The following is a 21,247-nucleotide window of genomic DNA, read 5'->3' as shown; positions in this document are numbered from 1 at the left end:
GCGGCGGGGGGCCGTGAGACCTGTGGCGCCGGTCCCCTCCGAGAGCCCGGCGCCGCAGGCATGACGTCCGTCACGGCGCCGCCGGGTCCACCACCATCGCCGAGCCTCCGCCGCGGCGTACCTTCTCGGCGGCGGCCAGCCACTTGCCGCCCGGCAGGCTCTGGATGCCCGTCGCCGCGCCGATCTCGGGGTTGAGCGAGAAGGAGTGGCCGATGGCCTCCAGCTGTCTCCTCATGTCGCTGTTGTAGAGGGCCGGTTCGAGTTCGGTCTGGGCCGCGTTGCGCTGGCTGGCGCGGGGGGCCGCGATGGCGTCGACCAGCGGGAGGTGCCGGTCGAGGAACTCGGTCAGGGTCTGCAGCACGGTCGTGATGATGGTGGCTCCGCCGGGCGAACCGAGCGCCACCACCGGCCGGTCCTGCCGGTCCAGGACGATCGTCGGGGCGATCGAGGAGCGCGGGCGCTTGCCCGGGCCGGGCAGGTTCGGGTCGTGCACGGCCGGGTTGGCCGGGGCGAAGGAGAAGTCGGTCAGCTCGTTGTTGAGCAGGAAGCCACGGCCGGGCACGGTGATGGCACTGCCGCCGGTCTGCTCGATGGTGAGCGTGTAGGAGACGACGTTGCCCCACTTGTCGGCGACGGTCAGGTGCGTGGTGTTCTGGCCCTCGTACGTCGTCGGTGCCGCCGTACCGCCCTTGGCGCAGGGCGCCGGGTGGCGCGGGTCTCCGGGAGCGAGCGGGCTGGTGAGGACGGCGTTGTCCTTGATCAGGCAGGCGCGCGAGTCGGCGTACCGCTGGGACAGCAGCTGCTGGGTCGGTACGTTCTCGTAGGAGGGGTCACCGACCCAGCGCCCCCGGTCGGCGAAGGCGATCCGGCTGGCCTCGATGAAGTGGTGCAGATACTGCACCTCGCTCGCCTTCGAAAGGTCGGTCCTCTCCAGGATGTTGAGCGCCTCGCCGACCGTGGTGCCACCGGAGGAGGAGGGCGCTATGGAGTACACCTTCAGACCCCGGTACGAGGTCTGCGTGGGCTTTTGCAGCTTGGCACCGTAGACGGCGAGATCCTTCGCGGACAGCTTGCCCGGACGGGCGTCGTAGCCCGAACCCGGGTCCACCGGCGGCTTGTTCACCGTCTTGACGATGTCCCGGCCGAGGTCGCCGTGGTAGACCGAGCCGACGCCCTCGCGGGCCAGCTCCTCGTAGGTCCGGGCGAGGTCGGGGTTCTTGAAGGTGGAGCCGACGACGGGGAGCCTGCCATTGGGCAGGAACAGCCTGGCGGTGGCCGGGAAGTAGCGGAAGCGGGTCTCGTTGGCCGCCGTCTGCGAGCGGAAGGTGTCGTCGACGGTGAAGCCGTGGCGGGCGATCCGCTCGGCGGGCTTGAGGACCGCGGCGAGCTTCTTGCTGCCCCACTGCTCCAGTGCGGTCTGCCAGGTCGCGGGCGTGCCGGGGGTGCCGACGCTCAGGCCGCTGGTGACGGCGTCGGTGAAGGGGAGCGGCTTGCCGTTCTCCACGAAGAGGTTCTGGTCGGCACTCAGCGGTGCGGTCTCGCGGCCGTCGATGGTGTGCACCGTACGGGACTTGGCGTCGTAGTAGACGAAGTAACCGCCTCCGCCGACCCCGGAGGAGTAGGGCTCGGTGACGCCGAGCGCGGCGGCGGTGGCGACGGCCGCGTCGACCGCGTTGCCGCCGTGTCTGAGCACCTCGATGCCGGCCGCGGTGGCGTCCGCGTCGACACTCGCGACGGCGCCGCCGTAACCGACGGCCACCGGGACCTTGGCGGGTGTGCTGCCCGTTGCGGCGGGAGGCGCCGCCGCCCCCACCGACACCAGTGCGGCCGTGACCGCCAGAGCCGCCAGCTTCCGTCTTTCAGGACGATCCATCCGAACCTCCCCGTCGGGACCGGTCAGCGCAGCGTAACGATATTGTCCGACCCCCGACAGTGGGCCTCGGCCACCTGGCACACGGACGTCACACGTCGAACACCGGTACGCCACCCGTCGCTTGGGGCCGCTACCATGCGCGGCCATGGACGACGACCTGCGTAACATCATCCTGGGGCTGGCCGCAACCGGGATCTCGGCCTCGCTGGGCTGGCTCGCCCGGACGTATCTGTGGCGGCGCAAGCTGCGGCGCAAGCAGGCCTTCTTCGGGCTGCCGGAGCACGCCGAGTCGCTGCTCGTCGTCAACCGCGACCCCGCGGCCGGTGAACCGGCGGTGCACCGCTTCGACGTCTTCGCGCTGCTGGAGCTGTCCGCTCTCATCAAGGACTGCGGCGCGAACGCCCAGGTGGCCACCCAGGACGCCGTCCGGCAGGGCTTCGGCGAGCGGACCGAGTTCTGTGTGGGCGGGCCGTCCTCCAACCGGCGCATGGCCGCCCACATGACGGCGATGCTGCCCGGCCTCGCCGTCAACACCGATACGGAGCCCGGGCCCGAGCGCGGCGCCTTCCGGATCGGCGGCGAGCACTACCGGATGGAGCGCGGCACCGCGGAGTACGTGCTGCTCGCCCGGGTCACCGCGGGCGGCCAGGCCCGGCCGGTGTTCCTGTTCTGCGGGCAGAGCGCGATCACCAATCAGGCCGCGACCCGCTATCTCGCCCGTCATCACGAGCGACTGCACCGCAAGTACGGCACCGGCTCGTTCGTGCTGCTGCTGAAGGTGCTCAACTCGCACGCCTACGGCCCCGACGTGGTCGAACTGGTCGCGGACGTCACCCGCGCGGCCCGCACACCGCAGCCCCAGGCGGCGCCGACCAGTACTGCGTGAGGCGTCAACAATCTTTACCGGCACGTAACTTACCGACGGGTTACTTGCGGTAAGGAGGCGCGGTTACCGTCGGGTCACTTTGCACTGACACGAGTGAAGGAGTGACCCATGGGACAAGGTCGCACCGCTCTGCGCACCGCCGCCGCCTCGGCCGTCTCGGCGGCGCTGATCACCGGCGGGGTCGTCGGGCTGGCCCCGGCCGCCCAGGCCGCGGCCCCGACGCCCCGCTTCGTGGACATCACCGGCGACGGCGGCACCGCACTGAAGGCGAACGTCCTCACGCCCGCACACGCGATGGGCTCGCACCGCTACCCCCTCATCGTGCTGCCCACGAGCTGGTCCCTGCCCCAGGTGGAGTATCTGGCGCAGGCGCAGAAGCTGGCCGACGCCGGCTATGTGGTGCTCAGCTACAACGTGCGCGGGTTCTGGCAGTCCGGCGGGCAGATAGAAGTGGCCGGTCCGCCGGACGTGGCGGACGCCTCCAAGGTCATCGACTGGGGTCTCGCGCACACCCCGGCCGACCCCGCGCACGTGGGCATGGCGGGGGTGTCGTACGGCGCCGGGATCAGCCTGCTCGCCGCCGCCCACGACAAGCGGATCAAGGCGGTCGCGGCGCTCAGCGGCTGGGCGGACCTGGTCGCCTCGATCTACTCGGGCCGCACCCAGCACGTCCAGGCGCTCGGCGTGCTCGACGGCGCGGCCACCCTCACCGGCCGCGAGAGCCCGGAACTGCGCGAGATGTTCGACAACCTGTACTCCTCGAACCTGTCGAAGGAGCAGGAGATGATCGCCTGGGGGCGCAAGCGCTCCCCCGCGACGTACGTCGACCAGCTGAACCGGAACGGCGCCGCCGTGCTGCTCGCCAACGCCTGGGGCGACAGCATCTTCAACCCCAACGAGTACGCCGACTTCTACCAGAAGCTGACCGTACCCAAACGGCTGGAGCTGCGCCCGGGCGACCACGCGACCGCCGAGCTGACCGGCCTGTTCGGGCTGCCCAACGACGTCTGGACGGACACCGGGCGCTGGTTCGACCACTACCTCAAGGGCGCCGACAACGGCATCGACCGTGAGCAGCCGGTCCAGCTCAAGTCCCGTAGCGCGGGGGGATACGAGGGCTACCCGGACTGGAAGTCGGTCGGCGCCACCCGGAAGAAGATCGCGCTCGCGGGATCGACCACGATCCACGCGAACGTCGACTCCGGCGCGGACGGCGGGATCGTCTTCCTCTCCAGCATTCTCGACCAGGTCGCCCAGCTGCCGCCGGTCGCCTCGATGCCGCTGCTGCCCCGCCGCTGGGCGGCCGTGTGGCAGTCGCAGACGTCCGCCGGCGCCCAGCGGGTGCGCGGCACGGCCCGCCTGCACACGACGCTGACCCCGACGGCGGAGAGCGGCACCCTCGTCGCCTATCTGTACGACGTGGGGCCCCTCGGCCTCGGGAAACTGGTCACACACGCGCCGTACACCTGGCACGGGCGGACGCCCGGCAGGCCGTTCGACGTGAACCTGGATCTGTTCTCCACGGCCTACGACGTGCCCGCCGGGCACCACCTCGCCCTGGTCGTCGACACCGTCGACCCGCTGTACATCGAGCACAACCCGTCCGGCGCGCAGCTGACCTTCTCCTCGCCCCCGGACGACCCGTCGTACGTGTCCGTCCCCGTGCGCGAGCAGTGATCTCCGGCTGCCGCCGGACGAGCCTGGCCCGTGTGAACTGCCGCCCCCCTAGGGTTTCGGGGCCATGGGGGGCTCCCCACCCGGCAGCAGCGCCCCAGGGCCCGGCGTGGCGATCGTCACGGCCTCGGTCTTGGGGCTGCGCTGCTCCCGGCGGGACACCCGGACGGCGAACCACGAGAGCAGCATGCACATCCCGATGTAGATCGGCGAGATCACCATCACCACAGGGATGAACGGCAAATCGTAGTCGAGGTTGGAAGCGATCAGTTTCCCGGCATGGAGGAACTCCTCGTAGGTGATGAGATAGCCGAGGGAGGTGTCCTTCAGGGCGACCACCAACTGGCTGATGATGGCGGGCAGCATGGCGCGTACGGCCTGTGGGACGAGGACGTGCGCCATGACGAGTGTCTTGCGCATGCCGAGCGCGAACGCGGCCTCCTGCTGGCCGCGTTCGACCGCGTTGACCCCGGAGCGGAAGACCTCGGCGAGCACCGAGCCGTTGTAGAGGGTGAGTCCGGCGACCAGCGCGGGCAGCGGCTGCACCTTGAGCGCCACGAAGATGAAGAAGATCATCACCAGGACGGGCATGGCGCGGAAGAACTCCACGACGACGGTGGCCGGCAGGCGCACCGGCCGGTGGTCGGACAGCCGCCCGGTGGCCAGCGCCCCGCCGAGGACGAGGGAGAGCACGGCCGCGATCGCGAAGGCCGTCAGGGTGTTGCCGAGGCCGCGCAGCAGCAGTTCCTGGATGCCCTTGTACGCGAAGGGCATCCACTTGGTGCGGGTGAACTGGCCGGTGTCGAAGAGCAGGTACAGGATCCAGGCGACCAGCGCGAGGATCACGGCCGTGGACGCCACGGCGTAGAGGCGGTGCCGCTGCCGGGTGCGCGGGCCCGGTAGGTCGTACAGGGCGGTGGCGTCGGTCATCGGGCGGCTCCCCATGTGTGCTCCAGCACACGGAAGAGCGCGCTGACGGCGAGCGTGATGATCAGGTAGCCGAGGGCGATCCAGGCGAAGGTCCAGACGATGTTGTATCCCAGTTCGTTGAGGGTCTTGTAGGTGCCGAGCAGTTCGGTGACGCTGAACGCGCCCGCGATCGCGGAGTTCTTCGTGAGCGCGATGAGCGTGGAGCCGACCGGTGGGATCACCGACCGGAACGCCTGCGGCAGCACGATCAGGCCCAGTGTCTGAGCGAAGGTCATGCCGAGACTGCGGGCCGCCTCGCCCTGCCCGCGGGGCACGGTGTTGATGCCGGCGCGCAGCGCCTCGCAGATGAACGCCGAGGTGTAGCAGCCGAGCGCGAGGACGGCGAACACCTGGAAGGGCAGCAGGAGTCCGAACCGGGGCAGCCCGAGCACCACCGCGAAGAACAGCAGGGTGAGCGGGGTGTTGCGCAGCACGGTGACCCACACGGTGCCGAAGACGCGCAGGGAGGCGACGGGGGCGACCCGGAAGGACGCCATCACGAAGCCCAGCGCCAGCGCGAGCAGTCCGGCGTAGACGATGAGTTCGAGGGTGCCGAGGAAACCCTCGCCGTAGGTGGACAGGTTGTCGGTCAGTACGTTCATGCCGTCCTCGCTCAGCTCGCCGGGTAGCGGTCGATCGCGGGCGGGGTGGGCGCGGGCACGCCGGACAGGCCGAGCGTGGCCTCGTACGCCTTCTTCCAGTCGCCGTTCTTCTCACGGGCCTCCAGGGCGTCGTTCAGGGCGAAGCGCAGGGCGTTGTCGCTGCGCGGGACTCCGATGCCGTACGGCTCCTTCGAGAACGGCCTGCCGACGACCTTCAACTCGCCGGGAGCCTTGGCCGCGTAGCCGATGAGGATGGCGTCGTCGGTCGTGACCGCGTCGACCTGGTAGGTGAGCAGGTTGTCGACACAGACCGAGTAGGTGTCGTAGGAGACCAGGACCGCCTTGGGGTAGTCGGCCCGGATGCGCTGGTACGGCGTGGAACCGGCGGCCGAGCAGACGCGTCTGCCGTCGAGGTCCTCGGGGCCGTGGATGTCGCGCTCCGCCTTGTGGACCAGCAGGGACTGTCCGGCCATGTAGTACGGCCCGGCGAAGCCGACGAGCTTCTTGCGGCCCGCGTTGATGGTGTAGGTGCCGACGTAGTAGTCGATCTGGCCGTTCTGCAGGGCGGTCTCGCGGTTGGCGGAGGCGATCGTCCGGAAGCGGACGGTGTGCGGCGGGAGGCCGAGGGAGGCGGACATCATCCTGGCGATCTCGATGTCGAAGCCGGCGTAGGTGCCGGTCGCCGGATCCTTCTCGCCGAGGTAGGGCTGGTCCTCCTTGGCGCCCACGACGAAGTAACCGCGCTTCTTCGCCCGGGTCCAGGTCCGGGAGGCGGGCAGGGTGAAGCCCTGGGCCACCCGGTAGTGCGGAAGCCTGTCGGCGGCTGGGCCCTTGCCGGGCGGGCTGCCCTCCTTGCCGCAGGCGGCGGCGAGCAGCGCGAGCGAGGCGCCGAGGGCGGTGCACAGGGCGCGAGGCACACGGGTGCTACGGATCACGGTTCGCACTCCCCCGGTCAGTGCTTGAGGATCTTGGAGAGGAAGTCCTTGGCGCGCTCGCTGCGCGGGTTGGTGAAGAACTCCTCCGGGGCGCGGTCCTCGATGATGCGGCCTTCGGCCATGAAGACGACCCGGTTGGCGGAGGCGCGGGCGAAGCCCATCTCGTGGGTGACGACGACCATGGTCATGCCGTCGCGGGCAAGCTGCCGCATGACCTCCAGCACCTCGTTGATCATCTCCGGGTCGAGGGCGGAGGTGGGCTCGTCGAAGAGCATCACCTTGGGCTCCATGGCGAGGGCACGGGCGATGGCCACGCGCTGCTGCTGGCCGCCGGAGAGCTGCGCCGGGTACTTGTCGGCGTGCGCGAGCAGGCCGACCCGGTCGAGGAGTTCACGGGAATGGCGGTCGGCCTCGTCCCTCCTGCGCCGACGGACCTTGACCTGTGCGAGGGAGACGTTCTGCAGGACCGTCTTGTGGGCGAAGAGGTTGAATGACTGGAAGACCATGCCGACCTCGGCGCGCAGCCGGGCGAGGGCCCTGCCCTCCTGGGGCAGCGGCCGGCCCTCGAGCGTGATGGTGCCGGACTGGATGGTCTCCAGTCGGTTGATCGTCCTGCACAGCGTCGACTTTCCCGACCCCGACGGGCCGATGACCACGACCACCTCCCCCTTGCCGACGGTGAGGTCGACGTCCCTGAGGACATGCAGTGCCCCGTAGTACTTGTTGACGCCCAGCAGCTCGATCAACGGATCGACGGCCATACGCAGCCCTACCCACTCTCAGCTGTGTCGTGGTTGCCGCAAACTATCCAGACACCGGTGGAGCCGAGGGACGACACGCACTTTTCGGGCATTAGCCGTATTTACCGCATATGGTGGCGCGGGAGCCTGGGGGCGGCTCAGGTCTCGGCGATCTCCGCGTACAGCTGGGACAGTTCGGGGACGCCGCTCGCAGCCCACTCCTGCCCGGCCTCCGCGACCTCGATCTCCCGCCCGGAGGCCAGCACGACGACGGGCTCGCCGTCGGAGCGGATGCGCCAGCCGGCGCCGGGCACGGTGCGCACCACGACCGTGCCCAGATAGAGCCCCGCGTCATGGCCCAGCCAGGGCAGGGTCTCGGCGTCGTCGCGCCAGCGCGGGACGAGCTGGTCCAGGGCCTCCAGGGAGGCCGGGGTGTCGTCCAGGCGGATGCCCGCCTGGACCGCCTGGGAGCGGAGCAGCTCGCACTCGGACAGCAGGGCGGCGACGCCCTCGGGGTCGGAGGGGAGCGCCGTGCCGCCGTTCTTCTTCTGCCGGTGGCCCAGGAACGGAAGGTTCATGGCCCCAGCGTGGCATCACACGTCGAGGTCGACCACCACCGGCGCGTGATCGGAGGCACCCTTGCCCTTGCGTTCCTCGCGGTCCACGTAGGAGTCCTTGACGGCCTGGGTGAAGGGTGCGTTGCCGTACACCAGGTCGATGCGCATGCCGCGGTTCTTCGGGAAGCAGAGCTGGCGGTAGTCCCAGTAGGTGTAGGGGTGGTCGTACTTGAGCGGGCGGGGCACGACGTCGTGCAGGCCCGTCTCGCGCAGCGCGGCCAGGGCCGCGCGCTCGGCGGGGGTGACATGGGTGAGGCCCTCGAAGGCGGCCGTGTCGTAGACGTCGTCGTCCGTCGGCGCCACGTTGTAGTCCCCCATGACGGCGAACGGGCGGCTGCCGCCCGCATCACCGGCGACGGCGGCCTTCAGGGCCTCGAACCACTGGATCTTGTAGGCGTAGTGCGGGTGGCCCACCTCGCGGCCGTTCGGGACGTAGACCGACCACACGCGCAGCGGACCGCAGGTCGCCGAGATGGCCCGGGGCTCGCTGACGCCGTCGTAGCCCGGGTCGCCGGGCAGGCCCTTGACCACGTCCTCGACACCGACGCGGGAGAGCACCGCCACGCCGTTCCACCGGCCGGTGGCGTGCACCGCCGACTCGTAGCCCAGCTCGCGCAGCTGGTCGAACGGGAACTGCTCCTCGGCGACCTTGGCCTCCTGCAGGCAGAGCACGTCCGTGCCGCTGCTCTCCAGCCAGGCCAGGAGCCTTGGCAGGCGGGCGGTGATCGAGTTCACGTTCCAGGTGGCGATGCGCATGCCACACAACCTACCCGGAGGGTGTGACAACCGGCCCGGCTCACACCTCGGCGGAGTCTCCCGGCGTCAGCCGACGGTGGTCGGTACCGCCCAGGGCGCCGATCTGGCGGTCGTAGATCGGGCGGGCGAGGTCGGTGAGCAGGGCGTCGTGGACGTCGTAGGCGCGCTGCGGCTTCACCTCGCGGACGTAGTCGATGACCTCGGAGATCTTGTTCCAGGGGGCCATCACCGGAAGCATCAGCGTCTCCACGTCCTGGTGGGGGACGGTGAGGGCGTCGCCGGGGTGGAAGACCTTGCCGCCGTCGACGAGGTAGCCGACGTTGGTGATGCGCGGGATGTCCGGGTGGATGACGGCGTGCAGTTCGCCATGGACCTGGACGTCGAAGCCTGCCGCGGTGAAGGTGTCGCCGTGGCCGACGGTGTGCACCCGGCCCGGGAAGGCCGACTCGATCTGCTCCGCCACCGACCTGAGGGTCCAGATCCGGGCCGCCGGGTTGTTCTCCATGGCGGCCCGGAGCCGGAACTCGTCGAAGTGGTCCGGGTGTTCGTGCGTGATCAGGATGGCGTCCGCGCCGAGCGCGGCGTCCTCCTCGCTGAACCCTCCGGGGTCGATGACGAGGCTCTGTCCGTCCTTCTCCAGACGGACACAGGCATGGGACTTCTTCGTGAGCTTCATGCCGGCCATCCTGCCGCCTGCGGCGGCCCGGCGTTTCACTCGGCGGGCGTGGTCTCCTCCTGGACGACCTCCTGGGCCACCCGGAAGGCTCTGCCCGCGGCCGGCATCCCGCAGTACACGGCCGTCTGGAGCAGCACCTCCTTGATCTCGTCCGGGGTGAGGCCATTGCGCAGGGCGGCCCGGACGTGGGAGGCCAGATCCTCCAGATGGCCGCCCGCGACCAGCGCGGTCAGCGTGATGCAGCTGCGGGTACGGCGGTCCAGGCCGGGCCGGCCCCAGACCTCGCCCCAGGTGTAGCGGGTGAGCAGGTCCTCGTAGTCACCGGAGAAGTCGTCGGCCGTGGCCAGCGCCCGGTCCACGTGCGCGTCGCCGAGCACCTCGCGGCGGATCTTCAGCCCGGCCTCGTACCGGTCGGACGGCACGGGAACCTCGGCCGGTACGGCGGCCGGGGCGATCTCGGCGACCGGCACGGCCTGCGGCGGCGCGGCCGGGACGGGGAGGGCGGGCAGGTTCGGCAGGACCGTCTGGCCGGTGTCGTAGGGCTGCTGCCAGGCGGTGGCGAAGTGGTGCGCCAGCAGGTCGGTGACGGCGGCGGGCTGCTCGACCGGGACCAGGTGGGAGGCGGCGGGGACGACGGCGAGCCGGGCGTCCCGTATGCCGGCCACCAGGGTGCGGGCCTCGGCGGGGCCGGTGACCTGGTCGTCGGAGCCGACCAGCACGAGGGTCGGCACACCGACCCGGCCCAGCTCGGCGCGTACGTCGAAGGCGGCGAGGGCCTCGCAGGCGGCGATGTAGCAGCCGGGGTCGGTGGTGCGGACCATCTGCACCGCCCACTCGGTGATCGCGGGCTGGGCGGCGGCGAAGGAGCCGGTGAACCAGCGGTCCGGCGAGGTCCGGGCGATCGGGTCCAGCCCGTTCGTGCGCACGATCACCCCGCGCTGGCGGAACTCGTCGGCGGTCCCGAACCGGGGGGAGGTGGCGACCAGCGCCAGTGAGGCGAGCCGTTCCGGGGTGCGCAGGGCCAGCTCGAGCCCGATCGCGCCGCCGAACGCACAGCCCGCGTAGCCGAACCGCTGCACGCCGAGCGAGTCCAGCGTGCCCAGCAGCCGCGTCGCCAGCTCGGCGACGGAACCGGCCGGGTGGGCGGGGGCGCCGCCGTGTCCGGGAAGGTCGAACCGGAAGACCCGCCATTGCTTGGTCAGTTCCGGCACCTGGCGGTCCCACATGTGCCATGTGGTACCCAGTGAGGGACCCAGGATCAGGACCGGAGCGTCTTCTGGCCCGTCAAAGCGGTATTGCAGGGTGTTCGGGGGTGTCTCACTCACGCCCCAGACCCTCTCACGTCTCACGGACGCCCCTATAGCGAGGGGTCGCGGGAAACCGGTCTGACCAGGTTGAAGACCTCGCGGGCGGCATATCGCTTGAGGCATCGGATGATCTCGCGTCGGGTCTTGCCCTCCTGGGTGCGGCGTTCGTAGTACGCCTGGGTGCGCGGGTCGTGGCGCAGGCGGGTGAAGACGATGCGGTGCAGGGCGGCGTTGGCCTGTCGGTCGCCGCCGTAGTTGAGCCGGCGCGTGCGACGCCGGCCGGAGGAGTACTCGATGGGGCTGACTCCGCAAAGGGCAGCAAAGGACGCCTCGGTGTTCAGCCGTTCGGGATTGTCCCCCATGGTGATCAGGAGAGTGACGGCGCTGTCCGGACCGATGCCCATCGGTACGAGCAGTTGCGGCGCGTGGCGTTCGACGAGTCGGGTCAGGCGTTGGTTCAGCTCGTTGATCTGCCCGGTGAGCTGTTCGATGCGTTCGGCGAGCATGCGTAATGTCATGTGGGTGGCCTGGACCACCGCGTCCTCGTCTCCCCCACCATCGGGTGGGCTGAGGGTCGCGCAGGTGCGGAACAGCTCGGCATTGCCCAAGCTCGACAACCGTTCCCGCAGGGCGGGGTCGGCGATCACTAGGACGGCCTTGAGCTGGTTGATCTCCTGTGTGCGGGCCTTGACCGCGGAGTCCTTGGCGAGTTTGTAGATCCGGGCGCCTTGCACGGGTCCGTCGCCGGACTTGGCCTGGGCCCGGGTGCGACCGCTGAGCACGGCTCGCGCTGCGGCCTGCGCATCGAGCGGGTCCGACTTGCCGAGCAGACGGCGGGCTGTGCGGTCAGGCCGATTCACTTCGAACACCTGGATCTGCTGGGTCAGCAGGTAGCGGGACAGGCCCGCGCCGAAGGTACCGGTGCCCTCCACACCGGCCCGGCGCACCGTCCCCCGCCTGCGGGCCCACACGAGCAGCCGACGGTAGCCGGCCACCGTCGCCGGAAAGGACTCGGTGCCAAGGACCTTCCCCAGCGGGGAGATTACGGCGGCGACGTGCACCTCACCGTGCGTGTCCACGCCGAGCACGACTTCTCTCCGCACGGGAGGATCCGTACTGGAGGAGGTGCTGCGCTGTCTGGTCGTCATGGTGGTTCGCCTCCCGCAGGGTGACACGCTGAGTGGATGGCACCGGCCCGCTCGGGCGGTCTGAACCGTGATGGCGCCTGGAACTCGGCAAGGCCCCTGACTTGTTGAATCGAGCCCAGATGCTCGGTCTGCAGCCGTAGCGTCCAGGGTGTCGGTCGGCACGGGCCCGCAGTGCCCCTTGCCGCCCTCGGGCTGGCTCACCAATAGCGTGCCGTCGCCGGCCGACACCCGCGCGGTGTGGCTCGACAGAGGCATGAAGGTGACACGGTGACTTCAAGTCAGGGTGCCCACCGCACTCCCCTTCCTGACTCATCGAGTGCGAAAGCAGCAGCCTGTGATCCTGATCGGTGTCGATCCCCATAAGTCGTCCCACACCGCCGTCGCAGTTGACGCCGCAGGCCATCAGGTGGCCCAGCGCCGGTTCGTCGTCAATGCCGGAACCTTCCGCCAGCTGATGGGCTGGTGCGAGCAGTGGCCCGACCGTCGTTTCGCGATCGAGGGTGCCGGCGGCCTGGGCCGCTCGCTCGCCCAGCAGCTGGCCGCCGCGGGCGAGAACGTGGTCGACGTGCCCTCCACCCTGTCGGCCCGGGCCCGGCTGCTGGCCACCGGAGGAGACCGCAAGACCGACGCCAAGGACGCTCTCCACGTCGCCCAGGTCGCCCTCTTCCGCCCCGACCTGCGTCCTGTGACTCGGGAGGACCAGACGACCATCCTCCGCAAGATCAGTGAGGGGAAGACACCTTCGGAAGCCCGAAGGGCCCTCAAACGACGTCTGTCCAACGTGGTCTACCGGATCATGAAACGAGACCACCGGAACCACCTTGCTCAAGCCGCTTGACACACAGAGGCGCTATTGGGACACGCCCTGTGGCTCGGTGACAGCAGAAGCCAGCCCGCAACGACGGTCGACAAGCCAGTGACTGGACACTTCGGTCAAAGATCTCAAGAGTCAGACCCCCGTCCGGGACGGCATCGCGCAACCGTCGCATCGATCCCGGCGTATCGGCATCTACCGACCACAGCCGGATGGCTTCGCCCGAACCAATGCCCAACCTGGCCGGAGCAGGCTGAGAATGAGTTGACTCCCCGCCCACTCGCGACCGGCAATGACAGACAGCCGTCTGGGCCGCCTTACGGTCGCCCTCCATCGGCCATCGCACGAACGGCTTCGAGCCCTCATTCTGGTGCACGGTTGTCCGCAGTCATGGCGCGGGCTGCCAAAGAGGCTGCCTAGCAACTCGGCAAAGGCACCGGCGAGTGCTTGGGAACTCGGTCTACTCGAGTAACGGGGAACAGCAGCACCGCACGAAGGGGCGCCCGCGTGGAAGGCATGGCGCATGTGGGCGCTGCCGGACCCGATGCTCGCGACCCCCGTCTCCGACCCGGCGCCGCCCGATGGGTGGGCCGCCGAGGAGAAGTGGGACGGTTCTCCAGACACCTCGTGATGTCTCATTCGCGTTGGCACCGTTCACCCAGGTCACGACTGGTCCTTCGTGCGTGCGGCTGAGGCTTGCCGGGTGTCTGCGCCGCTGCTGACGTGCCGCTGGGTCTCCTGGGGGCCGTGCCAGTCCAGGCAGACGGCGGTGGCATCGTCTTCGAGCCGGCCGTCGGCGGCGTCCCGGACCGCGGACGTCAGCGCCAGCGCGGTCTCCCTCGGGTGCAGATTCCGGGTGCACCCCAGCAGGGCGGGCAGATCGACCTTCTCTCCGTGACGTTCGAGCATGCCGTCGGTGAACATGAGCAGACGGTCACCGGGCCGCAGGTCGAGGTCCTGCACACGGTACGGGTGGGGAGTCAGCTCAGACAGCCCGAAGGGATGGTCCACCTCGCAGGTGATCGTCTCCACAGCCCCGTCGCGCATGCGCAGCGGCCAGGGATGACCGGCGTTGACGAATTGGGCCCGCCCGGTATGGAGATTGATGCGCAGGAGCTGCCCGGTGGCATGACCGTGGCCGTGTTCGATCAGTGCCTGGTCTGCCCGGTGGGCCTGTTCGCCCAGGCCGGTGCCCGCCCGGCGGGCACCGCGCAGGGCGCCCACCAGGACCGTGGCGGCCAGGGCGGAATCCATGTCGTGGCCCATGGGATCGGTCACCGACACGTGCAAGGTGTCGCGGTCCACGGTGTAGTCGAAGGTGTCGCCGCTGAGGTCCTCGGAGGGCTCCAGGTTCCCGCACAGGGTGAACTGTGCGGCCTCGCACGACAGCGACAGGGGCAGCAGCTGGTACTGGATTTCAGCTGCCAGGGTGGCCGGCTTGGAGCGTTTGCCCCAGGTGTAGAGATCGGTGAAGCGGCCGTTGGCGATCACGATGTAGGCCAGGATGTGGGCGGCTTCCCCGACTGCGTCGAGCACATCCTCGCCAGGGCCGGTCGGCAGGAGCAGTTCCAGCAGCCCGATCGCATCCCCGCGGTTGGTGACGGGCACGATCACCCGCTGCCCCTCGCCGGTCGCGTCCTGATACAGGCGCTGGGTACGGATCACCTCCTCGTAGACACTGCCGAACAGGGGAACCCGCTCGGCCTGCCGCCCACCCTGAGTGGGAGCACCCTGAGTGGGAGCGGTGGACAGCCGAGCCACCGCCTTCCCCGTCAGGTCCACGATGAGGAAAGAGACCTTAGTGGCCTCGAAACGCCGCCGCAGGTCCTCCGCGATCACGTCGACGGCGTCCGCCGGCGCCGCTGTCTCCGCTGCTGTCAGCAATCGGGTGAGCCCACTTTGTCCACCGCTCACGACCGCAGTCCTTTCCACAACCCCCCACCAGCTTGGTAATCACCGCAGTGAGCGTCAATCCGTGAACAGTCACGCTCCGGCGTTCGCCCGCGGACGGCGCCGCCACGGCTGCTCTGTACAAAAGCGGCTCGACGGGCCCATGTCTTAGGAGACACGCCAGAGTCTGGATAACGATCGCTGGAGAGCGCTGCTCTCTCTGGATGCCGGGCGTTTGGTGTTGCGCTATCGCAGGCAGGAACCTCGCACCGTCCTTCCCCGAGGTTCGTTCCGGGCACGGTCCAGCTGCCGACGCGACGGCACTGGACGGCGAGCTGGTCGTACGGGAAATCCAGCAGGCTCGCCTTCGAGCGACTCCAGGGTCGCCTCCTGCCGACAGCCTCCAGCGGCGCGGCGCCGGCGCTGCCCGGCTCGCCGAGCAGTGGCCCGCCCACTTCGTCGCCTTCGACTTGTTGCGCCTGGCGGGCACCGACACGACCAGGTGGCCGTACGCGAGCGCCAGGGCGGCTGCTCCGGAACGCCTTTTGCCGAACAGAACCTCACCGCGCCGTGGGCGCTGTGCCCGTCGTTCCCCCCCCCCGCTGACCTGGGGATTCACGAAACTGCGGACAGGGCCCTGAAAGCGGCCAGGGCTACTTGTCGCCCCAGCCGGACGGGAGCCGACCCGCAGGTCCACCGCGGCCCGGTCGGTGAGGCGGGGAGCAAGGCTGCGGCTCAACCGGGCGAGGGCCTCGTCCACCTCCAGAGTCTGACCGAGCACGTCGGGACCAGCCGTCCGTCACCACGCAGGCACCTGTCGTCGTCCCCGCGCGCCGCACGCCCCTCGGCCGGTGCCCACAACAGCGGGCAGCGCTCCCGCGGGACGAGGCCACCTCCCAGGTCGCGACGGCACGGATCGTGCGTGGAACTCCCCGTCGCCACCCGCCACACCAACGGCGGGGCCATGGGCATCGTCGTCGGTCGTCACCACTGCGATCCTGTCAGCGGCTCCCCCGGCTCGTTGGCTGAACCGGAGGAGCCTGAGTCGAGCCGGCCCCATGGATACGCTGCTGAACGCGGCCCACCTCCTGGGTCCCCCCTCTCGAGTCCCCCACACCCGAATGCCCTGCCGCGATGTGCGACAGGCGCTCAATCGGAGCCGCGACCGGTCGTGCGCAGAATCCCGGGAGAAGGGGATGCTTTGGGACGCCGCGATCAGGACGTCTTCTTCCGGCTGCGGTTGATGCACTCCGAACGCACGGCCGTCCGCGTCGGCACCGGGGAGCCTCGAACCGACTCTGAAGACGGTCAGCCGAGCCAGGACGACACCACCCGGCCTCGTGATCCTGCCCCGGCGTCTGGTGGTCGAGCAGTCCTTCGCCCGATCAGGCGCGCCCGCAGGCACCGCGACCATGGACGGAACATCCCTCGATCCGAGCGGTACTGATCGTCGCAGGGCAGGGCCCACCGTCATGGCCGAGTTGAAACCTGAGTGAGCTCCGCTCCAACGGCCGCTGCGCGCCGTGGAACGGGATGCACGAAAACGGCAACCTGGGGTAATAGTCGAACTGTCGTCCTCGCAATTCCGTACGGCACCGGCGACCCGGACGGGAAACCCGAGGTCTGGGATGTGAACATGATGGAAGACTCTTCGAACGGCACCCCGATGCGGCTCGAGGGGCACTTGGTTCCGGCACGGACACCGCTCCTGAACAAGATCAGCGAGTTGCAGACGGAAATCGGTCAGCTGCAGGAGGCCGTCGTCTCCCACACCGTGGTGGACCAAGCGATCGGTGTGGTCATCACCCTCGGTGGCCTGCGTCCCGAGCAGGGCTTCCAACTGCTACGAGAGGTCTCACAGCACACCAATACAAAACTGCGGCAGGTCTCCGAACTGATCGTGGAGTGGGTACACAGCGAACAGCTGCCCGATGAGATCCGCACCTCCCTGGACAAGGCACTGGCCACCGCACGGTCCATCTGAACGCAGCACAGCTCTGCCGCCCGCGTTCCGAGCCGGACGGCAGGGCGGGCGGACGGTTGAATGCCAGCTCACTTCCGAACCCGCACGCGACGCGACCTCCGCTCAACGCGTCCCCGAACCCATCTGACCAAAACGTCGCACGCCAGACTTACCGGCGGTCGCTGATGACGCACGCTCCGGAGCACTCGCCGGCGTGCCCGCAAGGGCCCCACGATCACGGAGTCTCCCCCGAGTCGCGCGAACGGTTGCGTGGTTGCCGTGTGCAGCGGATCGGACGCCTCCTGCGCGGCCGGCAGCCGCCCGGCCGACAACAGGAGCGGGCCGGCGCCGCGAAGCACCCGGGACAGCGGGCCCGTCGCCGTCTCCGGCACCGGCGGCAACGGTCCCGTCAGGCCGGTCAGGGCCGCGTCGGGGTCAAACAGACCCGCTCGGCGGCGCCGTCCTCGTCCACCAGACCGGCCGCGGACCAGTCGGCCAGTCCCGGCACCAGCACGCGGCACACCCGCCTGAGCCCCTCGACCGCGTCCAGCGTGCTCGACAGCGCCGCCGCGCTCCGGGTGGCGAACGCCAGCTGGTCGAGCGCCGCTCGCAGCGCCGCGTCCGCGTCATCCTCGTCCATGGCGACCACCTGCCCGCCTGGTGGCCCCGCGGCCGCTTCCGCCCTGGGAAACCAGCTTGCCGAACGACGGTTCGTGGGGCCTGTGCCCGCGCCGCCGCTCATGCCGCGTCGCGCCAGGCGGCGATACCGGTCACCGTGACCGCGACGGTGACCGGCTCCGCGGCACCGTGGGTGGCGAGGTGGGTGACGAGGGCGGCTGTCACCCGGTCGTGGACGATTCGGGCGATGTCCAGCGCCCGCCGACCCTCCGTCAGGACGCAGCGCACCTCGATGTGCCATCCCGACCCGTCCGGCGCCCGGTCGGCGCGTATGCCGGCCTCGGGTGGCGTGGTGTCCGCCCGGGTGGGCGCGGCGGCTGCCGCGAGGCGCCGGGCGAGGCGGGGTTGCAGGGCGGCCACGCCAGGAACCGCGAGGGCTGCCTCGGCCGCGACGCCGAGGAGCGCGGTGGTGCCGGTGGCGGTCATCATGCGCCACCGCCCGTCGGGAGGCGGGGACCTGGGGTCGGCCCCGGTTCCAGAACGTCGGCCACGGTGATATCGACGGCTGTGACCGTGAGCCCCAGGTCCTGTCCGGCCGAGTGGAGGACCGTTCGGCGCACCTGGTGGACCCGGTCGGGCAGCGGGCGGTCGAGGGCGGCGGCCAGGGTCATGGTCACCCGCACGTCGGTGCCGTTGCCCTCGGGTACGAGCCGGCAGGTCGCGGCCCTGGCACCGGGGACCGTGTCCGCGGCCTGCCTCAGCACCTTCGCCGCGGCGCTCTCGGCGATCCGCAGGTCGCGGTCGGGGTCGGCCAGGGGCAGCAGTCGCCCGAACCGGGCCTCTGCCCTGACGACGTCCATGACCCGGTCCGCGAGTGCGTGCAGGCCCGGAGGGTCCTCGTCGCGCAGCGCCCGGGCGGCCGCGTTCACCGTTGCCAGTCCCTCGACTGCCTCTCGGCAGTGAGGACAGGACACCGGGTGCAGGTCGGCGGCCGGCGGTGCGTCCCGCGCCTGTTCCCAGACCCGGCTGAGCAGGCGGCCGCAGGGCAGTACCTCATCGCCTGCGATCGGGGGCACGTCGGCGGCGGCCGAGCCGTTGCGGGGCCCGCCGGCTCCGGGCGGTCCGGGAGGCCGCGTGTGCGGGTCGTCTAGCGCCATGGGCCCATCGCCTCCTGCAGGGATCGGCGTGCCCTGAACAGTCTGCCGCGTACCGTCTGCTCGCCGGTACGCGTCACGTGCGCGATCTCCTTGTAGGGCAAGCCCTGCACCTCCCTCAGGATCCAGCAGACCCGCTGCCCGGCGTCCAGCTCGGCGAGTGCGCGGGACAGGGCGGCCGTGGCCGCGTCCTGCTCGGCGGTCCGGGCGGGCTGGCTCCACGCGTCGCCCGCCGCGGGTTCGGCGACGGCGTCCAGGGGGAGGGGCGGCGGTCGGCGGCGGCACATGGTCTGGCAGCGGTTGACGGTGATCCGGTACATCCAGGTGCGGAACTCCGCCCTGTGGCGGTATTCCGGCAGGTGGCGCCAGGCGCTGACGAAGGCGTCCTGAACGGCCTCTTCTGCGTCCTGGGGGTTGCCCAGCATGCAACGGGCCAGGGCCAGGAGGGACCGGCTGTGCCGCTGGACGAGAACGGCGAAGGAGTCCTCGTCCCCCTCGGCCGCCCGTACGGCCAGCAGGCGGTCGGGCAGGTCGCATCCCAGTCGTGGGGAAGCAGTGCGTTCGATCATGGCGCTCCCACGCAGGCTCGGAACAAGCGTGTACCCCTGAACCGAGCTGTGATGCATGTCACACATCGGGCATGTGAGGAACACGCCGCCCGGTATGTCCAACCTTTGACGGGCACCATTCCGGTGTCCGGCCGACCGATCGAGGCGACCGCCATGACGGACAACATCACCAGCGTCGGCGGGGGCAGCCGGCCCGAAGCGGACGTGAGCGCGCTCAAGGGCCGCACCGGGGCCGGGGCTCCGGCCGAGACACGGGGCAGGACCACCATCGCGGACGGTGTGGTGGCCAAGATCGCGGGCATGGCCGCCCGCGAGGTACCGGGCATCTACAACCTAGGAGCGGGGATGGCCCGCGCCTTCGGCGCCATGCGGGAACGCGTCCCCGGCGCGGGCGGAGGCGGAGCGGTCACCCGCGGCGTCAAGGTCGAGGTCGGGGAACGGCAGGCCGCGGTGGACCTGGACGTCGTCGTCGAGTACGGCGTCTCCATCGTCGACGTCGCGGGCGGCGTACGCACCAACGTCATCAGCGCCGTGGAGCGGATGACGGGCCTGGAGGTCGTCGAGGTGAACATCGCCGTCGACGACGTCCACCTGCCCGACGACGAGGAGGAACAGACCGAACCGAACGAGGGCCGCGTGAGGTGACCGCTGCCGGGAGCACCGCCGTGTCCTCGGGCCCGAGCGGATGATCACGGTGAGAGGGGCGCTCGCGAGACGGGTGAGTGCGAGATGAACACAGCAACGACGGGACTCGCGGCCGGCATGGCCCTCGGCTTCGCCGGCTACTTCGGCGGCTTCTGGGCCTTTCTGCTGGTGCTGGTCCTGGGTGCGGCAGGGCTGATCGTCGGCCTCGTCGTACAGGGCGACCTGGACCTCCGGACACGGAGGCAGCGGTGAAGAGCCGGCCCGGTTCCCCCGGCGAGGGGTCGAGCCCGCCGGCGTCGGCCGCCGGGCTGCCGCCCCCGGCCGAGCGGGGCGCCACCGTCATCCCGGACAGGGTGGTCGCCCGTATCGCCGCGCAGGCCGCGCGCTCGGCGCAGGCGCGGCGCGCCGCGGTACCGCCCGATCGGGGCGGACCTGCGGCACCCCACGCCTCCGCCGCCGTCCGTACCGGATCGGTGCGCCTGCATCTGACCATGGACCTGCCCTACCCCACCGACATCCCGCGTGTCTGCGAGCGGATCCAGCGGGACGTCGCCGAACGGGTCGCCCAGCTGACCGGGCTGCGAGTGGGAGAGGTCCTCCTCACCGTCCGGCGGCTGGTGACCGCCACCGACTCGAGCCGGGGGCGGGTCCGGTGAGCGGCCGGGCGGCCCGGGTCATCGGGCACGCCGTGCAGGAAGGGCGATCGCGATGACATCCGGTCCACGTCCCCCGGGCCGCGGCTCCGAGTCGACCACGCACCCTGCCGCGGTGCCCCTGGCGAAGGAGCCCGACCCTCCCGAACGCGACGTGTCCACCTCTGACCTCACAGCCGGTGAGCGCGAAGGAGGACACCGAACACATCGCAAGTGGTCCGCGCGCCGCGTCACGGCGGCGATGGTCGCCGCGGTGATCCTCGTGGCCGCGGTCGCGGCGCTCGTCGACGTCGTCGCCGTACGGGTGGGACGTCCGGCGGCGGCCTGGCGGCGGCACCTGGCCGACGAACTGGCGACCCGCCCGGTGGACGACGTGTGGATGCTGACGGGGGCCGCCGTGGCCGCCGCCGTCGGCGTCTGGCTGATCGTCCTGGCCCTCACCCCCGGTCAGCGACGCTGGCTGCCCCTGCGCTCACCCGCCGGCTGCCCGCGATTGCGGGCCTTCGTGGACCGCAACAGCGCCGCCGTCCTGCTGCGCGACGCCGCCATGCGGGTCCCCGGAGTCGGCGCGGCGCACGTCATGGTGGGCCGCCACCGCATCAAAGCCCGCGCGGACGTCCGCTTCCGAGACCCCCGACAGGTGAAGGACGACCTCACCGCCGTCCTCGACGAGGAGCGCGACCGGCTCGCCCTCGCCCGTCCTCCCCGCATCGCCGTACGGACGCGGCGACGCACCCGCTGACACAAACCCGGAGCAC

General features: G+C 70.5%; 23 protein-coding genes. 8 read left to right on the top strand and 15 right to left on the bottom strand.

All coding sequences use genetic code 11. The annotated features are described in order from the left end of the window. Positions 1 to 70 precede the first annotated feature (70 nt). A complete protein-coding gene (ggt, locus tag GQF42_RS34285) occupies positions 71 to 1,873 on the bottom strand; it encodes a gamma-glutamyltransferase (protein WP_158926447.1) in 1,803 nt (600 codons plus the stop codon). Positions 1,874 to 2,018: 145 nt separating this feature from the next. Between ggt and GQF42_RS34280 the strand changes: the two genes are divergently transcribed. Beyond that, positions 2,019 to 2,759 carry a hypothetical protein gene (locus GQF42_RS34280; RefSeq protein ID WP_158926445.1) on the top strand — a complete coding sequence of 247 codons (741 nt, stop codon included), beginning with the start codon at positions 2,019 to 2,021 and terminating at the stop codon, positions 2,757 to 2,759. A 108-nt stretch (positions 2,760 to 2,867) separates the two neighbouring features. Beyond that, on the top strand, positions 2,868 to 4,436 hold the full coding sequence (locus GQF42_RS34275; protein ID WP_158926443.1) for a CocE/NonD family hydrolase: 1,569 nt from the start codon (positions 2,868 to 2,870) through the stop codon (positions 4,434 to 4,436). A 48-nt stretch (positions 4,437 to 4,484) separates the two neighbouring features. On the opposite strand, the gene GQF42_RS34270 is transcribed toward GQF42_RS34275, so the two are convergent. The 9 genes from GQF42_RS34270 to GQF42_RS34230 all read right to left on the bottom strand — a co-directional run bounded on the left by GQF42_RS34270 (position 4,485) and on the right by GQF42_RS34230 (position 12,183). Further along, positions 4,485 to 5,363 carry an amino acid ABC transporter permease gene (locus GQF42_RS34270; protein WP_158926441.1) on the bottom strand — a complete coding sequence of 293 codons (879 nt, stop codon included), beginning with the start codon at positions 5,361 to 5,363 and terminating at the stop codon, positions 4,485 to 4,487. Further along, the gene (locus GQF42_RS34265) at positions 5,360 to 6,004 is read right to left on the bottom strand and encodes an amino acid ABC transporter permease (RefSeq protein ID WP_158926439.1); all 645 of its coding nucleotides are present in this window, start codon (positions 6,002 to 6,004) and stop codon (positions 5,360 to 5,362) included. Before GQF42_RS34265 ends, GQF42_RS34270 begins: the two co-directional genes overlap by 4 nt. Before the next feature lie 11 nt (positions 6,005 to 6,015). Then, positions 6,016 to 6,939 (bottom strand): glutamate ABC transporter substrate-binding protein, encoded by a 924-nt coding sequence (locus GQF42_RS34260; RefSeq protein WP_199272895.1) that lies wholly within the window; start codon positions 6,937 to 6,939, stop codon positions 6,016 to 6,018. 17 nt (positions 6,940 to 6,956) lie between these two features. Continuing rightward, on the bottom strand, positions 6,957 to 7,700 hold the full coding sequence (locus GQF42_RS34255; RefSeq protein ID WP_158926437.1) for an amino acid ABC transporter ATP-binding protein: 744 nt from the start codon (positions 7,698 to 7,700) through the stop codon (positions 6,957 to 6,959). Positions 7,701 to 7,837: 137 nt separating this feature from the next. Beyond that, positions 7,838 to 8,257 (bottom strand): DUF6278 family protein, encoded by a 420-nt coding sequence (locus GQF42_RS34250; RefSeq protein WP_158926435.1) that lies wholly within the window; start codon positions 8,255 to 8,257, stop codon positions 7,838 to 7,840. Positions 8,258 to 8,272: 15 nt separating this feature from the next. Then, entirely contained in the window at positions 8,273 to 9,052 is a 780-nt protein-coding gene (locus tag GQF42_RS34245; RefSeq protein WP_158926433.1) for an exodeoxyribonuclease III, read from the bottom strand. A 40-nt stretch (positions 9,053 to 9,092) separates the two neighbouring features. Continuing rightward, entirely contained in the window at positions 9,093 to 9,728 is a 636-nt protein-coding gene (locus GQF42_RS34240) for an MBL fold metallo-hydrolase (RefSeq protein ID WP_158926431.1), read from the bottom strand. A 35-nt stretch (positions 9,729 to 9,763) separates the two neighbouring features. Then, positions 9,764 to 11,053: a bifunctional 3-oxoadipate enol-lactonase/4-carboxymuconolactone decarboxylase PcaDC gene (pcaDC, locus tag GQF42_RS34235; RefSeq protein WP_158926429.1), complete on the bottom strand. Its 1,290-nt coding sequence runs from the start codon at positions 11,051 to 11,053 to the stop codon at positions 9,764 to 9,766. A 32-nt stretch (positions 11,054 to 11,085) separates the two neighbouring features. Then, positions 11,086 to 12,183 carry an IS110 family RNA-guided transposase gene (locus GQF42_RS34230; RefSeq protein WP_456115210.1) on the bottom strand — a complete coding sequence of 366 codons (1,098 nt, stop codon included), beginning with the start codon at positions 12,181 to 12,183 and terminating at the stop codon, positions 11,086 to 11,088. A 334-nt stretch (positions 12,184 to 12,517) separates the two neighbouring features. Between GQF42_RS34230 and GQF42_RS34225 the strand changes: the two genes are divergently transcribed. Beyond that, entirely contained in the window at positions 12,518 to 13,021 is a 504-nt protein-coding gene (locus GQF42_RS34225; RefSeq protein WP_233273552.1) for an IS110 family transposase, read from the top strand. Between the two features lie 639 nt (positions 13,022 to 13,660). Here the strand turns inward: GQF42_RS34225 and GQF42_RS34220 are convergent. Beyond that, on the bottom strand, positions 13,661 to 14,881 hold the full coding sequence (locus GQF42_RS34220) for a PP2C family protein-serine/threonine phosphatase (protein WP_233273551.1): 1,221 nt from the start codon (positions 14,879 to 14,881) through the stop codon (positions 13,661 to 13,663). A 1,642-nt stretch (positions 14,882 to 16,523) separates the two neighbouring features. Here GQF42_RS34220 and GQF42_RS34215 point away from each other — a divergent pair. Continuing rightward, the gene (locus GQF42_RS34215) at positions 16,524 to 16,871 is read left to right on the top strand and encodes an ANTAR domain-containing protein (protein ID WP_308437751.1); all 348 of its coding nucleotides are present in this window, start codon (positions 16,524 to 16,526) and stop codon (positions 16,869 to 16,871) included. A 397-nt stretch (positions 16,872 to 17,268) separates the two neighbouring features. Here the strand turns inward: GQF42_RS34215 and GQF42_RS34210 are convergent, their stop codons facing one another. The 4 genes from GQF42_RS34210 to GQF42_RS34195 form a co-directional block, all read right to left on the bottom strand. Next, the gene (locus tag GQF42_RS34210) at positions 17,269 to 17,490 is read right to left on the bottom strand and encodes a hypothetical protein (RefSeq protein WP_158926425.1); all 222 of its coding nucleotides are present in this window, start codon (positions 17,488 to 17,490) and stop codon (positions 17,269 to 17,271) included. A 98-nt stretch (positions 17,491 to 17,588) separates the two neighbouring features. After that, positions 17,589 to 17,957: a hypothetical protein gene (locus GQF42_RS34205; protein ID WP_233273550.1), complete on the bottom strand. Its 369-nt coding sequence runs from the start codon at positions 17,955 to 17,957 to the stop codon at positions 17,589 to 17,591. Then, positions 17,954 to 18,625 carry an Asp23/Gls24 family envelope stress response protein gene (locus GQF42_RS34200; RefSeq protein ID WP_158926423.1) on the bottom strand — a complete coding sequence of 224 codons (672 nt, stop codon included), beginning with the start codon at positions 18,623 to 18,625 and terminating at the stop codon, positions 17,954 to 17,956. Before GQF42_RS34200 ends, GQF42_RS34205 begins: the two co-directional genes overlap by 4 nt. Continuing rightward, entirely contained in the window at positions 18,616 to 19,191 is a 576-nt protein-coding gene (locus GQF42_RS34195) for an RNA polymerase sigma factor (RefSeq protein WP_199272894.1), read from the bottom strand. Before GQF42_RS34195 ends, GQF42_RS34200 begins: the two co-directional genes overlap by 10 nt. Before the next feature lie 153 nt (positions 19,192 to 19,344). Here GQF42_RS34195 and GQF42_RS34190 point away from each other — a divergent pair, with 153 nt between their 5' ends. The 4 genes from GQF42_RS34190 (at position 19,345) to GQF42_RS34180 (ending at position 21,231) form a co-directional block, all read left to right on the top strand. Beyond that, positions 19,345 to 19,836: an Asp23/Gls24 family envelope stress response protein gene (locus GQF42_RS34190; protein ID WP_158926421.1), complete on the top strand. Its 492-nt coding sequence runs from the start codon at positions 19,345 to 19,347 to the stop codon at positions 19,834 to 19,836. Positions 19,837 to 19,920: 84 nt separating this feature from the next. Beyond that, positions 19,921 to 20,088 carry a hypothetical protein gene (locus GQF42_RS45110; RefSeq protein ID WP_030645371.1) on the top strand — a complete coding sequence of 56 codons (168 nt, stop codon included), beginning with the start codon at positions 19,921 to 19,923 and terminating at the stop codon, positions 20,086 to 20,088. Then, entirely contained in the window at positions 20,085 to 20,492 is a 408-nt protein-coding gene (locus GQF42_RS34185) for an Asp23/Gls24 family envelope stress response protein (protein WP_158926419.1), read from the top strand. The genes GQF42_RS45110 and GQF42_RS34185 overlap by 4 nt, the downstream gene beginning before the upstream one ends. A gap of 112 nt (positions 20,493 to 20,604) precedes the next feature. Beyond that, on the top strand, positions 20,605 to 21,231 hold the full coding sequence (locus tag GQF42_RS34180) for a DUF6286 domain-containing protein (protein WP_233273549.1): 627 nt from the start codon (positions 20,605 to 20,607) through the stop codon (positions 21,229 to 21,231). Positions 21,232 to 21,247 lie beyond the last annotated feature (16 nt).

This window comes from Streptomyces broussonetiae (genome assembly GCF_009796285.1).
GTDB lineage: Bacteria > Actinomycetota > Actinomycetes > Streptomycetales > Streptomycetaceae > Streptomyces > Streptomyces broussonetiae.
Note: the sequence above shows the minus strand (reverse complement) of the source record. Positions and strands in the feature narration are given on the sequence as shown.

What these genes read in the sequence shown, in the direction of transcription:
- GQF42_RS34230 (WP_456115210.1), bottom strand. Translation starts at nt 12,183, where the DNA reads ATGACGACCAGACAGCGCAGCACCTCCTCCAGTACGGATCCTCCCGTG.
- GQF42_RS34200 (WP_158926423.1), bottom strand. Translation starts at nt 18,625, where the DNA reads ATGGCGCTAGACGACCCGCACACGCGGCCTCCCGGACCGCCCGGAGCC.
- GQF42_RS45110 (WP_030645371.1), top strand. Translation starts at nt 19,921, where the DNA reads ATGAACACAGCAACGACGGGACTCGCGGCCGGCATGGCCCTCGGCTTC.
- GQF42_RS34215 (WP_308437751.1), top strand. Translation starts at nt 16,524, where the DNA reads ATGATGGAAGACTCTTCGAACGGCACCCCGATGCGGCTCGAGGGGCAC.
- GQF42_RS34250 (WP_158926435.1), bottom strand. Translation starts at nt 8,257, where the DNA reads ATGAACCTTCCGTTCCTGGGCCACCGGCAGAAGAAGAACGGCGGCACG.
- GQF42_RS34205 (WP_233273550.1), bottom strand. Translation starts at nt 17,957, where the DNA reads ATGATGACCGCCACCGGCACCACCGCGCTCCTCGGCGTCGCGGCCGAG.
- GQF42_RS34280 (WP_158926445.1), top strand. Translation starts at nt 2,019, where the DNA reads ATGGACGACGACCTGCGTAACATCATCCTGGGGCTGGCCGCAACCGGG.
- GQF42_RS34265 (WP_158926439.1), bottom strand. Translation starts at nt 6,004, where the DNA reads ATGAACGTACTGACCGACAACCTGTCCACCTACGGCGAGGGTTTCCTC.
- GQF42_RS34240 (WP_158926431.1), bottom strand. Translation starts at nt 9,728, where the DNA reads ATGAAGCTCACGAAGAAGTCCCATGCCTGTGTCCGTCTGGAGAAGGAC.
- GQF42_RS34275 (WP_158926443.1), top strand. Translation starts at nt 2,868, where the DNA reads ATGGGACAAGGTCGCACCGCTCTGCGCACCGCCGCCGCCTCGGCCGTC.
- ggt (WP_158926447.1), bottom strand. Translation starts at nt 1,873, where the DNA reads ATGGATCGTCCTGAAAGACGGAAGCTGGCGGCTCTGGCGGTCACGGCC.
- GQF42_RS34195 (WP_199272894.1), bottom strand. Translation starts at nt 19,191, where the DNA reads ATGATCGAACGCACTGCTTCCCCACGACTGGGATGCGACCTGCCCGAC.
- GQF42_RS34270 (WP_158926441.1), bottom strand. Translation starts at nt 5,363, where the DNA reads ATGACCGACGCCACCGCCCTGTACGACCTACCGGGCCCGCGCACCCGG.
- GQF42_RS34190 (WP_158926421.1), top strand. Translation starts at nt 19,345, where the DNA reads ATGACGGACAACATCACCAGCGTCGGCGGGGGCAGCCGGCCCGAAGCG.
- GQF42_RS34245 (WP_158926433.1), bottom strand. Translation starts at nt 9,052, where the DNA reads ATGCGCATCGCCACCTGGAACGTGAACTCGATCACCGCCCGCCTGCCA.
- GQF42_RS34210 (WP_158926425.1), bottom strand. Translation starts at nt 17,490, where the DNA reads ATGGACGAGGATGACGCGGACGCGGCGCTGCGAGCGGCGCTCGACCAG.
- GQF42_RS34255 (WP_158926437.1), bottom strand. Translation starts at nt 7,700, where the DNA reads ATGGCCGTCGATCCGTTGATCGAGCTGCTGGGCGTCAACAAGTACTAC.